Genomic DNA, 12,048 nt, shown 5'->3' on the forward strand with positions numbered 1-12,048 from the left:
GGGCGGGGGCTGGGCTGACGCGGTCGCCGTGTTCGTCGAAGACGAGCAGGCTGCGGACATCGACGAGCAGGGGGATGCGCTGTCTTCTGCGGTGGGGTGTGCCCGGCGTTGTGCGCACGATCAGCTCGCCGATGCCCGATCGTGTGGGTTTCGGTATGTTATGCAGGGTTGGTGGTTTTCGTGGGTGGATCGGGTTGCCTTCGCTGTGCGGACTCGGTGGAGGAGTCGTCGGGCCAGGTCGGTTGTGGTGTTTCGTGGGGGCTTGTGCTGTTCTTGGGGGAGTGGCTGGGGTGGTACGTCGGCTTGTCGTCCGCCGAGCGACAGGTGCAGCAGTGCCTCGTGTCCTTGGAATTCGATGTGTTCGACGACGCCGGTGAGGGGGCGTTCGAACGGGGTGGCCTGGGAGTGTTCGGCGATGCGGACGGCTTCGGGGCGCAGGCCGATCAGGAGGGGGCGGCTCTGCACGACACGGAGCATCTGGTGGTCGTGGGTGAGCGGCTGGGGCAGGGGGAGGTGCTGCGCGCCGAGGCTTACGGACAGGGACCCGTCGATGGGGGCGTGGACGGTGCCGTGCAGCAGGTTGATCCGCGGTGTGCCGATGAAGGAGGCGACGAAGGCGTTGGCGGGCAGTTCGTAGAGCCGGCGCGGGGTGTCGACCTGCTGGAGCGCACCGTCTCGCAGGACGGCCACCCGGTCGCCCAGCGCCATGGCCTCGGCCTGGTCGTGGGTGACGTAGACGGTCGTCGCGCCGGTGCTGCGCGCTACCGACAGCATCTCCATCCGCAGGCGGTTGCGCAGCCGCGCGTCGAGGCTCGACAGCGGCTCGTCCATGAGGAACACCGAGGGGCGGCGGACGACGGCCCGGCCCATGGCCACGCGTTGCCGCTCTCCTCCGGAGAGCTGGGAGGGGGAGCGTGCGAGCAGGTGGCCGATCCCCAGGGTCTCGGCCACGGTCTGCACCTGTGCCGCCACGTGTGGCCGGTCCTGTTTCCGGACCGCCAGGGGGAAGCCGATGTTCTCGGCCGCCGTCATGGTGGGGTAGAGGGCGAAGCTCTGGAAGATCATGGCGACGTCCCGCTCGCTCGGGTCGAGGTCGTTGGCGAGGCGGCCGTTCAGGCGCAGTTCTCCCTCGGTGATCGTCTCCAGTCCGGCGATCATGCGCAGGAGGGTGGATTTACCGCAGCCGGAGGGGCCGAGCAGGACGAGGAACTCGCCCGCTTCGATGGCCAGCGACAACCGGTTCACGGCCGTCTGCCCGTTGGGGTAGGTCTTGGCGAGGTCGTGGAGGGTGATGGTGCTGCCCAACGTGCTGCTCCTGGTGCGTGGCGTGCCGGCGGGGTGTGCGAGGGGTCAGGGGGCGAGTTCTTCGGCGGAGATGTGGAGGCAGGCGGCCACGAGGACGAGGTTCTTGATGACGTACTGGCCTTCGAGGGTCGGGATGGTGCCGTAGGTGTGCCACATGTCGCCGGGCAGCAGGAGGAGGGTGAGGAAGACCCCTGCCATGTGGAGGAAGAAGGCGGCCAGGGCGTAGCGGAGCATCATTTTGGTGATGAGGCCGAGACCGATGGCTGTCTCCAGGACGGCGAGCATGAGCAGTGACGCCTGGGCGGGGACGAGGCCGAAGGTCATCCGTGTCATGGCGTGGACGGCGACGCCTTCCGCCGCGCTTGCCCCGGGGAAGAACTTCAGGATCCCGAACCAGCAGAAGACCACCCCGACGCAGACGCGTAAGACCGCGGTGCTGCTGTGCTGGTAGCGGCACGCGAGGGCGGTGGGTTGTCGAAGCAGCTGACGGGTGCGGGACCGGCGGCCTGCGGCGGGGTGCGCGCCGTCGGCGGGCTCGCGGCGGAAGGTGCTGGTCATCGTCTGTCCTTCGGCTTTGCGGGGGACCCAGGCGGGCACGGGATGCCGGCCTGTGGGGGGTCGGTGGCGCTGGGGCCCCGCGAGACGCTCGGCGTCTCGCGGGGCCCGGTCAGCAGGAGGTCAGCCGAAGTTGACGTCGCTGCACAGGAAGTACTTCTGGTCCATGTGCGACGCCTTCCAGACGGTCACCACGACGTGCCGCCCGCTGTAGCCCGACGTACTGACGTCCGTGGTGTAGTGCGCCTGGTAGGGGTAGCGGCCGGTCTTCTTCACCAGCTCCAGGTCGTCCCACCCGATCAGCTGGTACTCCGGGTTGAAGCCCTGCTTGGTGACGTAGATCTCCAGCCAGTCCGCGCCGTGCCGTGCCTCGTCGTAGATGTCGACGGTGAAGTTGGCGCCGATGTCGGTCGCCTTCCACGGACCGGGACGGTCGAGCGGTCGGTAGTTCGTCTCCCCCTGGCCGCCGGCGCTGCAGATCTGGCCGTCGGGGATGGCCTGCTGGTAGTTGTCCCCGGTGTTGTTGGCGTAGACGGCCTTCCATGCGGTGATGGCGTTCGGGCTCTCGTGGTAGGTGCGGTAGCACATGGGGTCCTGGGCCTCGTTCGGCTCGTTGTAGCCCCAGCGCTGCAGGCAGCCGTAGTTGCGGGTCTCGGGGGTGATGACCGTGCCGTGGGCGGATGCCGTCGGGGCCGTGGGGAGCAGGCAGAGCAGGCTGGTGGACAGCACTGCGGTGCTCAGCGCCGTGCGGCGGGACAGTGTCTTCGGTGCGAGGTTCATGGTGCTCTTCCTCCGTGTGTCGGGGGATCACCGGCCGGTGTCGCCGGCCGGGCGGCTCATTGCGTGCACATGACGTCTTGCTCGCGGTCCTGGCTCAGTCGACTCTCCGGTCGACCACCTCCCTCCGCGCGGGGGGCTCGGTGCGTGTGGTGCGCCCGAGCAGGGCGGACAGTGACCAGCGGCCGGGCCCGAGGGCGGCGAGGAGCAGGAAGGCCCAGCAGTAGAGGGCGGCCATTTCGCCGCCGTTCTCCAGGGGGAAGAGCCCGTCGCCCTGGTGGTGGACGAAGTAGGCGTAGGCCATGGACCCCGAGCAGAGGATCGCCGCCGGCCGTGCGGCCAGGCCGAGCAGCACGAGCGTGCCGCCGGCCAGCTGGATCACCGCGGCCCACCACCCGGGCCACTGCCCGACGACGGGCGGCGACCCGTGGGCTCCGCCGAGGACGTCGAAGAGTGTCGCCGCCCCGTGGCAGGCGAACAGCAGTCCGATCACCATCCGGAACAGGCCCAGAGCCGGGCCCTGGTATCTCGATAACTCCACAGCGATGCCCTTTCTCGACGGGGGTGTATGCCGTTTCTCGACGGGCGTGTACGCCGTGCCCCGGGCGCCGGATGCGTGCGGGGTCGAGGGCCGCCGGTGTGACGGGCCGGCGGCCCTCCGGCGGGTCAGGAGGTGACGGCCCACTTCTGGCTGTCCCAGCCGCCGCAGTCCCACAGGTGCAGGCGGGCGCCGTCGGACGAGCTCTGTCCCTCGATGTCCAGGCAGCGGCCGGACTTGAGGTTCTTCAGGGTGCCGTCGGACTGGAAGGCCCACTTCTGGCTGTCCCAGCCGCCGCAGTCCCACAGGTGCGCCTTGGTGCCGTTGGCGGTGCCTCCACCGACGACGTCGAGGCACTTGCCGCCGGACTTCAGCTGCTGCCCGTCGAGCGACCAGGCCATGGAGGGTACGTCGGCGCAGGTCCACTGCTGGATGGCGGTGCCGTTGGCCGTGCCGCCGTCGGCGCGGTCGACGCACTTGGAGGTCGCGCCGTTGACGATCTTGCCGCCGGTGACCGGGGCGGGGCCGGGGTTGTTGCCACCAGAGCCCCAGGCGTTCCAGTTGTCCCAGGTCTCGGCGTCGAAGCCGAGCCGACCGAGCTTGTCGGCGCCCCAGTTGTCGCCGGACTTGCTGATGACGGTGCCGCCGACGGTGTAGTTCTCCAGCTTCAGGCCGCGGCTGTCACGAGTTTCGTTGCCAAGGGTGACCTTCTGACCGGCGGAGTTGGTGTACCGCTTGAGCAGGCTGACCTGGGAGCTGGGGTCAAGTCCGTTCCAGGCGCCGATCTTGAGGTTCTTGACGTGGATGTTCTCGGTGCTGGAGAGGGCGAAGACGCGGATGGCACAGTTGGTCATGCCCTCGACCGTGATGTTCTCGAAGGTCATGTTCTTCACCCACGCGCCAGGGTCGGCCGTGGTGGTCGATCCCATGTCCTCCCAGTGGGAGGAGGAGTTGAGGATGCAGGTGTTGTACTTGACGTCCTTCCAGTACATGCGGTTGTGGATGACGTGGGTGTTGGTCACCCGTACGTTGTCGATGTTGCGCGGTGTCCAGCCCCACTGGATGACGGGGCCGTTCTCGCCCTTCCAGATGACGGTGTCATCGATGGTGACGTCGCTGTGGTACATCTTCAGCACGTCGTCGTTGGCGTGGAAGAACGTGTTCTTCATGGTGCTGCCGCGGTACAACTCGATGCCGTCGGTCTGCCAGTACCAGGACCCGACCTGCTTGTAGTTGTCCACCCGCATCTGGAAGCGCTGCTCGTTGCCGTAGACGACGAACGAGTGGTACGGCGGCTCGTTGATGGTCACGCCCTGCAGGTCGAGGTACTGCTGGCGGTCCGAGGACTGGAACTGGAGCATCTTCACGCAGGAGGCGTGGCAGTTCGACGCTCCGCTGAGGTGGTCGTAGTTGTTGTTGGTGTCGGCCTCGTACACGTACTGCTCACCGGAGAACACCCCGTGGCCGGTCACCTTGTACAGGCCCTGGCTGTCGTCGGGGAAGCGGATGGCGCCCTTCACGTACGCGCCCGGGGCCAGGTAGACCCACTTGACCTGCTTGGGCAGCAGGGCGTGGTACTTGGAGGTCATGTAGTAGGTGCCGGGCCGGAAGTACACGATCTCCTCGCTGATCGTGTTGAGGTTGGTGACCCGGCCCTGCTGCGGGTAGTGGATGCTGCCCGAGTCGGCCGTGGGAACCAGCCGGTCCCTCTCCGCGCCGGCCGGGGTCGGCTCGGCGAAGATCATCATGGAGTTGCGGGGCTCGGTGTGGATGGCGCGGTTGCCGCCGCCGCCCTGCGTGGTGAGCTTGCCGGCGTCGTTCGCGGGGCCTGACATGTCGTTGTACGCGGTGTACAGCTGCGGGTCGAACTCGACCGAGAACCGGTGTCCCTTGGCGTCGTAGGGGACCTTGATGCGGACGGTCCTGTCGTTGACGAGCTCCTTGGCGAAGTTCAGGCTGCTGGGCTTGATCTTGACCTGGTCGGCGGAGGAGACGGTCTGGCCGGTGCGCAGGGAGACGTCGACCCACACGTCGGTGGAGTACTGGAAGGACGACCAGCTCATGGTGAGGTTCGCGGACGAGGCGAACTCGGCGCCGTCCTCCTTGGTGTAGCCGATCTTGCCCTTCCCGCTGCGCGGGATGCTCATGTAGGCGAACGAGTCGTACCGGGTCGTCGGCGCGGCTGCGGTGGCGACCTTCACGTCGTAGAAGGACGAGCGGCGGACCTTGTCGTTCTGCACGGGGCTGGTGGTGTTGAACTCGTGGTTGTCGTGCCACCAGGTCTTCAGCTGCGCGCTGTCCGCCGTCTCCGCCCGGGCCGAGTCGGCCACCGCGGTGCCGTTGGCCTGGGCGGCCGGGAGCTTGGCCTGGGCGGCCTGGCGTCTGGCGTCGGCGCCCGTACCGGGAGTGTCGGCGGCGGCCGCGGCGCCGGCGGGCACTATGCCGGCGGCCAGAGCCAGGACCAGGCCGACGACGGCCGCTGCCGCCCGTGCCCGTGGTCGCGGTCGTGATGTGGACATGCGAGTGTGTCCTCTCTTGTGTGTATCGGGGCAATGCCCCTGGTGCGCCTCTGCGGGCGGATGCGCCCGCAGAGGACGGGCGAGCCGGCGCGCTGCCCCGCGGGCGTGGAACGCCGTGAGGCATCGCCGGGAGCATGGGATGCCTGGCCTGGTCCCGGGGCGCGGTGCGCGCACCACCACGGGTCGGCGGCCCGGGGAGCCCTGCGCTGGACACCGCCTGTGTCTAGGGCTCGGGACCGGGTGCGGCGGGGTGCGCACGGCGGGCGGCGCCGGCCCGCGCCGGCGTAGCGGTGCGCATGGAGCCGTGGGCGGGCCTCCGCATCAGCCAGCGGGCAGGTCGTGTCGTCATCGAGTCCTCGCTTCGGACGGTGGCCAGGCGGCGAGTCATGTGCGGGCGAGACCGGACGTCATCCGTGGGGCCGGGGGATTGAGGTCACCGGCCCCACGGGCCTCCGGCGGGCTCCACGCCTCCGGCAGGCGCGCAGGGCGGAGTCGGCGGACACCAGGGCTGCCGCGACGCCGTGGCCGGCGGCCGCAGCACTCCTCGGTCGCCGGATAACGTCCCCTCATTTCTTCCGCGTGTCAATGAAATGAACGAGATTCGCGCCCTGCGGAGGTCTTCCCGCCCTCCGAGGGAGGGGCAATTGCGTCAAACAGGTCAAAACTTGCGTCGATCACGGTTGCGTAACGCGCTGTTTTGTTTCTTGACGCACGAAAAACCGGGGGACACACTCCCGTCATACGCAGTTGACCGGCGTCCTCACGCCGACGACGGCGGAGCCAAGGAGGCACTATGACGATCTCCGCGTCCCACGTGCGGCAGCGGGTCCCGCCCCGTGCTCCGGGGGGGGGCCGACACCAGCCGTACCGGGGCCGACGGTGATGACCCAGCCCCAACGCCCCTGACCGACCGCCACCTGGAGGCAGCGCGTGATGAGCCCGTCGAAGATCCGGTTCTCGGAACTCGTCAGTGAACAGACCCGTGCGGAGATCTTCGCGACCGTACTCACCGCGGGGCCGATCTCGCGCACCCAGCTCGCCCAGCGCCTGGGCCTGGTGCCCTCCAGCGTGACACGGATGCTGCCGCCGCTCCTCGAACACGACTACCTGCGCGAGAGCGACACCGCTCCGCAGGGCAGGGGCCGACCGCAGAAGATGCTGCACGTCAACCCCGACAAACACATCGTCGTCGGACTGAAGATCGGCCCTGCGCAGGTCTCCGGAGTGGTCACCGACATGGCGGCCAACGTCCTGGCCCGCGCCGAGGAGTCCATCGCCGACTGCACCCCCGCAACTGCCCTGTCCGCCGCTGCTGCCCTGACCAGCCGGCTCCTCCAAGAGGCGCCCGAAGCGGCGGACAGGGTGCTGGGCCTGGGCGTCGGGGTCAGTGGCCACGTCGACTCCGACGCCGGAATCTGCCGCTACTCGGCCCTGCTCGACTGGAACAAGGTCGACGTGGCCGGCCCTCTCCAGGAGGCGACCGGACTGCCGGTCGTCGTCAACAACGACGTCAACACCCTGGTCGTCGCCGAGCGCTGGTTCGGGCAGGGCCGCGACATCGACTCCTTCGCCGTGGTCACCGTCGGCCCCGGCATCGGCTGCGGCCTCCTCCTGGACGGCGCCCTCTTCTCCGGTACCACCGGAATGGCCGGAGAACTCGGCCATCTGCCCCTTGACCCCGCGGGCCCCATGTGCAGTTGCGGCCGCCGAGGCTGCCTCGAGGCTCTCGCCGGCGACCGGGCCGTCCTGCGCCACCTCCAAGACGCCGGCGTTCACTGCGCCACCATCACCGACGCCATCAACCTCGCCCGCACCGCAGGCGGCTCGTCCCAGACCGTGGCCCGCTCAGCGTTCACCGAAGCCGGAACAGCCCTCGGACGAGGCCTGGCGGGCATGTGCAACCTGCTGAACCTGCAGAAGATCATCATCGCCGGAGAAGGCGCGGTCGCCTACGACCTGTTCGGCCCGGCCATGACCGCGGCGCTGGAGGCGCACGCGTTCTCCACGGCCGCCCTGGACTGCGCCGTCCACGTCGACCCCGTGCGCCACGACCTGTGGGCCCGAGGAGCGGCCTGCCTCGTCATCCGTGACGCGGTAGGCGCCGCCATCCCCTGACCCTTCCGGCGTCGGCCGGTACGCCGGTCACCGACACCCCAGATTTCACACAAAGTATCCGAGTAGCTGCAATGAGGTCATGACGTGCCCGTGAACGAAGCCAACCCTGCCGACTCCTGGTGGAGCAACGCGGTGGTCTACCAGATCTACCCGCGCAGCTTCGCCGACTCCAACGCGGACGGCATCGGCGACCTGCAAGGCATCATCGAACGCCTCGACTACCTCTCCCAGCTCGGCGTCGATGTCCTGTGGCTCTCGCCCGTCTACCCCTCCCCCCATGACGACAACGGCTACGACATCAGCGACTACCAGGACATCGACCCCCTCTACGGCACCCTGGAGGACTTCGACCGGCTGCTGGCCGCCGTCCACGAGCGCGGCATGAAGCTGGTGATGGACCTGGTGGTCAACCACACCTCCGACGAGCACCCCTGGTTCACCGCCTCCCGCGACGGCGGCGCGGACGGCCCGATGCGCGACTGGTACATCTGGCGGCCCGCCCGCGACGGCATGGAACCGGGGACCCCCGGCGCCGAGCCCAACAACTGGGGGTCGTTCTTCTCGGGCTCGGCCTGGGAGTGGGACGAGGCGTCCGGCGAGTACTACCTGCACCTGTTCTCCGGCAAGCAGCCCGACCTCAACTGGGAGAACCCCGAGGTCCGGCAGGCCGTGTACGCGATGATGCGCTGGTGGCTGGAGCGGGGCGTGGACGGCTTCCGCATGGACGTCATCAACCTGATCTCCAAGGACCCCGCCCTGCCCGACGGCCACGCCCCCGAAGGAAGCCGTTACGGCGACGGCTCCCCGTACTACGTCTGCGGCCCCCGCATCCACGAGTACCTGGCCGAGATGCACCGCGAGGTCTTCGCCGACCACCCCCGCCGGCTGCTCACCGTCGGAGAGATGCCCGGGGTCACCGTGGAGGAGGCCAAACTCTTCACCAACCCCGCCCGCCGCGAACTCGACATGGTCTTCCAGTTCGAGCACGTCGGGCTCGACCACGGCCCCGGTGGGAAGTTCGACCCCCGCCCCCTGAAGCTCACCGACCTCAAGGCCAGTCTCGGCCGCTGGCAGACCGGACTCGGCACCACCGGCTGGAACAGCCTGTACTGGAACAACCACGACCAGCCCCGCGTCGTCTCCCGCTTCGGCGACGACAGCCCCGCCCACCGCGACCGCTCGGCCAAGACCCTGGCCACCGTCCTCCACCTGCACCGCGGCACGCCCTTCGTCTACCAGGGCGAGGAACTGGGCATGGCCAACGCCCCGTTCACCTCCGTCGACGACTTCCGCGACATCGAATCCCTCAACCACTACGCCCACGCGGTCGCCGACGGTGCCGACCCCGAACGCGTCCTGGCAGGACTACGGGCGATGGGACGGGACAACGCCCGCACCCCCATGCAGTGGGACACCACTCAGCATGCCGGCTTCACCGCGGGCACCCCGTGGATCGCGGTCAACCCCGACCACACGGAAGTCAACGCCAAAACCCAGCTCGCCGACCCGGACTCGGTCTTCCACTACTACCGCCGCCTCATCGACCTGCGGCACACCGAACCGGCCATCACCCACGGCGACTTCCACATGCTCCACCCGGACCACGAGCAGCTCTACGCCTTCGCCCGCCACGACACGGCATCAGGAACCGAACTGCTCATCCTGGCCAACATCAGCGGAGCCGACCTCGCCGTCGACCTCCCCGACGGCTGGGAACACAGCGAGACCCTCATCGCCAACGTACCCGCCACCACACCTCTCACGACCCCGCACACCCTGCAGCCGTGGGAAGCCCGCGTCCACCGCCGCCGCACCGCCTGAACATCCACACCGCCCCACCCCTGCACACCCAAGGAACTCCCATGAAGACCATGCGCCTCCGCGCCACGGGCCACACCACGCGCCGCGCCCTGCTCGCCAGCACCGCCCTGGCGCTCATGGCACCCCTCGCCGCATGCGGCGGCGGCTCCGACACCGCGGAGGGCGACGGCAAGACCCTGCGCCTGTGGCACTACGAGCAGGAAGACGGCGCCCTCAGCAACGCCTGGGACGCGGCCATCGCCGAATTCAAGAAGACCCACCCCGACGTCAAGGTCATCTTCGAACGGAAGACGTTCGACCAGATCCAGCAGAACGCCGGCATGATCCTCAACTCCGACAAGGCGCCCGACGTCATGGAGTACAACAAGGGCAACGCCACCACCGGCCTGCTCGCCAAGCAGGGCCTGCTCACCGACCTGACCGCCACCGCCAGGGAACGCGGCTGGGACAAGAAGATCAGCGAGAGCGCCTCCGTCACCGCCCGCTACGACGCCAAGGGCGAAATGGGCGGCGACACCTGGTACGGCATCCCGAACTACGGCGAGTTCGTCCTCACCTACTACAACGACGACCTCTTCGAGAAGCACGACATCACCAAGCCCACCGACTTCAAGAGCTTCGAAGCCGCCCTGGCCAAGTTCAAGGCCGCCGGCATCACCCCACTCGCCAACGCCGGCAACGACCACCCCGCCGGACACTGGCTCTACCTGCTCGCCCTGTCCAAGGCCGACGACACCTGGGTCGAGAACTACCAGCTCTACAAGGGCGAGGTCGACTTCCACGGACCCGAGTGGACCTACGCCGTCAACAAGTACAAGGAGTGGCTCGACAAGGGCTACTTCGACAAGAAGGACGTCGGCCTCAAAGGCAACGACATGACCGAGCAGTTCGTCTCCCAGAAGCGGCCGATCCTGGTCGGTGGCAACTGGTGGTTCGGCGGCTTCACCACCGACATCGAGAACTTCCAGTGGAGCACCGCCCCCTACCCGGGCAGCGAGAAGACCCTCGGCTCCGGCGGCAACCACTGGGTCATCCCCACCAAGGCGAAGAACAAGGAACTCGCCGAGGACTTCATCGACATCACCATGTCCGACAAGATCCAAAAGCTCATAGGCGAAGAGGGCAACGTGCCCCTGGCCGCCAAGCCGGACTCCATCACCAACCCCAAGTCCCGCGAGCTGATCACCGCCTTCAACACCTACCAGAGCAGCAACGGGCTCGCCTTCTACCCCGACTGGCCCGTCACCGGCTACTACGACACCTGGATGGCCGCCACCCAGAACCTCATGAACGGCGGCAAGCCCGACGCGGCCCTCGACGAGCTCGCCGCCCCGTACGAGAAGTACGCCGCCTCGCGGCGCTGAGACTGACGCTCCACCCCTGAGCATCAGCCCCTCACCTCCGGGGACGGCGGCCCGACCGCACCGGCCGCCGTCCCGCCCACCTAGGAGCAACAGTGAAAACCACACGTCACCCGCGGTCCACGGGGTACGCCGTCTTCCTCGCGCCCGGCCTGCTGCTGAGCCTGCTCTTCCTCGTCGTCCCGCTGGTGATGACCTTCTACTACAGCCTCACCCAGTGGCAGGGCATCGGCGACCCCACCTGGATCGGCCTGGACAACTACACCCGGCTCCTCGGCGACGCGGACTTCTGGGCCTCCTTCCGCAACATCGCCTTCGTCATCATCGGCATCGCGGTCATCCCCACCCTTCTCGGCCTGTTCCTCGCCGCCCTCCTGTTCGATTACATCGGCAAGAAGCACGGCGACGGCCTGGTCAGCGTCTTCCGTTCCGGCCTCTACCTGCCCCAGGTCATCCCGGTCGCCGTCACCGGCCTGATGTGGGGATGGATCCTCGCCCCCGAAGGCGCCGTCAACAGCGTCCTGGAGACGATCGGCTTCTCGTCACTGACCGAGAACTGGCTCGGCGACCCCGACCTCGCCCTGTGGGTCGTCCTCGGCGTTCTGGTCTGGATGCAGCTCGGCTACCCGCTCGTACTGTTCATGTCCGGCCTCCAGCGCATCGACCCCGAACTCTACGAAGCCGCATCCCTCGACGGCGCGTCCTGGTGGCAGCGCTTCACCCGCATCACCGTGCCCATCCTGCGGCCCGAGGTCTACGTCGTCCTGGTCACCACCACCATCGCCGGCCTCAAGGTCTTCGCTCAGATCTTCGTCCTCACCGGCGGAGGACCCGGCAACTCGACACTGGTCCCCGCCTACTTCGCCTACCAGAACTTCTTCGAGCGCGCCGACGTCGGCTACGGATCCGCCATCTCCAGCACCATCACCCTGCTCGTGCTGATCATCGCCGGAACAATGCTCACCCGCCAGGCCCGCGAGGACGGATGACCATGACCACCGACATCACCACCCCCGCGCCCACCTCGCCCCGCGCCCACGCACCGGCACACCCCGGC

The 12,048-nt window shown here is 68.3% G+C and carries 9 protein-coding genes; 4 read left to right on the forward strand and 5 right to left on the reverse strand.

The window, feature by feature from the left end:
- Positions 1-120: 120 nt before the first annotated feature.
- From L7D48_RS18510 to L7D48_RS18530, 5 genes are all read right to left on the reverse strand, one after another.
- Entirely contained in the window at positions 121-1,305 is a 1,185-nt protein-coding gene (locus L7D48_RS18510; protein ID WP_374492759.1) for an ABC transporter ATP-binding protein, read from the reverse strand.
- 45 nt (positions 1,306-1,350) lie between these two features.
- Positions 1,351-1,863: a hypothetical protein gene (locus L7D48_RS18515; RefSeq protein ID WP_237880574.1), complete on the reverse strand. Its 513-nt coding sequence runs from the start codon at positions 1,861-1,863 to the stop codon at positions 1,351-1,353.
- A gap of 120 nt (positions 1,864-1,983) precedes the next feature.
- Entirely contained in the window at positions 1,984-2,640 is a 657-nt protein-coding gene (locus tag L7D48_RS18520) for a lytic polysaccharide monooxygenase auxiliary activity family 9 protein (protein ID WP_237880575.1), read from the reverse strand.
- A gap of 94 nt (positions 2,641-2,734) precedes the next feature.
- Positions 2,735-3,133, reverse strand: coding sequence for a DoxX family protein (locus tag L7D48_RS18525; RefSeq protein WP_237880581.1), 399 nt, complete (start codon positions 3,131-3,133; stop codon positions 2,735-2,737).
- A 170-nt stretch (positions 3,134-3,303) separates the two neighbouring features.
- Positions 3,304-5,694 (reverse strand): family 49 glycosyl hydrolase, encoded by a 2,391-nt coding sequence (locus L7D48_RS18530; protein ID WP_237880576.1) that lies wholly within the window; start codon positions 5,692-5,694, stop codon positions 3,304-3,306.
- Positions 5,695-6,627: 933 nt separating this feature from the next.
- On the opposite strand from L7D48_RS18530, the gene L7D48_RS18535 reads away from it, so the two are divergent.
- The 4 genes from L7D48_RS18535 to L7D48_RS18550 all read left to right on the forward strand — a co-directional run bounded on the left by L7D48_RS18535 (position 6,628) and on the right by L7D48_RS18550 (position 11,980).
- The gene (locus L7D48_RS18535; protein ID WP_237880577.1) at positions 6,628-7,809 is read left to right on the forward strand and encodes an ROK family transcriptional regulator; all 1,182 of its coding nucleotides are present in this window, start codon (positions 6,628-6,630) and stop codon (positions 7,807-7,809) included.
- An 84-nt stretch (positions 7,810-7,893) separates the two neighbouring features.
- Positions 7,894-9,630 carry an alpha-glucosidase gene (locus tag L7D48_RS18540; protein WP_237880578.1) on the forward strand — a complete coding sequence of 579 codons (1,737 nt, stop codon included), beginning with the start codon at positions 7,894-7,896 and terminating at the stop codon, positions 9,628-9,630.
- Positions 9,631-9,671: 41 nt separating this feature from the next.
- Positions 9,672-10,994 (forward strand): ABC transporter substrate-binding protein, encoded by a 1,323-nt coding sequence (locus L7D48_RS18545; protein ID WP_237880579.1) that lies wholly within the window; start codon positions 9,672-9,674, stop codon positions 10,992-10,994.
- 92 nt (positions 10,995-11,086) lie between these two features.
- Positions 11,087-11,980, forward strand: coding sequence for a carbohydrate ABC transporter permease (locus L7D48_RS18550; RefSeq protein WP_237880580.1), 894 nt, complete (start codon positions 11,087-11,089; stop codon positions 11,978-11,980).
- Positions 11,981-12,048 lie beyond the last annotated feature (68 nt).

The organism is Streptomyces sp. ICN903, from assembly GCF_022015835.1.
GTDB classification, from domain to species: Bacteria; Actinomycetota; Actinomycetes; order Streptomycetales; family Streptomycetaceae; genus Streptomyces; species Streptomyces fenghuangensis.

What these genes read in the sequence shown, in the direction of transcription:
- L7D48_RS18515 (WP_237880574.1), bottom strand. Translation starts at nt 1,863, where the DNA reads ATGACCAGCACCTTCCGCCGCGAGCCCGCCGACGGCGCGCACCCCGCC.
- L7D48_RS18520 (WP_237880575.1), bottom strand. Translation starts at nt 2,640, where the DNA reads ATGAACCTCGCACCGAAGACACTGTCCCGCCGCACGGCGCTGAGCACC.
- L7D48_RS18525 (WP_237880581.1), bottom strand. Translation starts at nt 3,133, where the DNA reads ATGGTGATCGGACTGCTGTTCGCCTGCCACGGGGCGGCGACACTCTTC.
- L7D48_RS18530 (WP_237880576.1), bottom strand. Translation starts at nt 5,694, where the DNA reads ATGTCCACATCACGACCGCGACCACGGGCACGGGCGGCAGCGGCCGTC.
- L7D48_RS18535 (WP_237880577.1), top strand. Translation starts at nt 6,628, where the DNA reads ATGAGCCCGTCGAAGATCCGGTTCTCGGAACTCGTCAGTGAACAGACC.
- L7D48_RS18545 (WP_237880579.1), top strand. Translation starts at nt 9,672, where the DNA reads ATGAAGACCATGCGCCTCCGCGCCACGGGCCACACCACGCGCCGCGCC.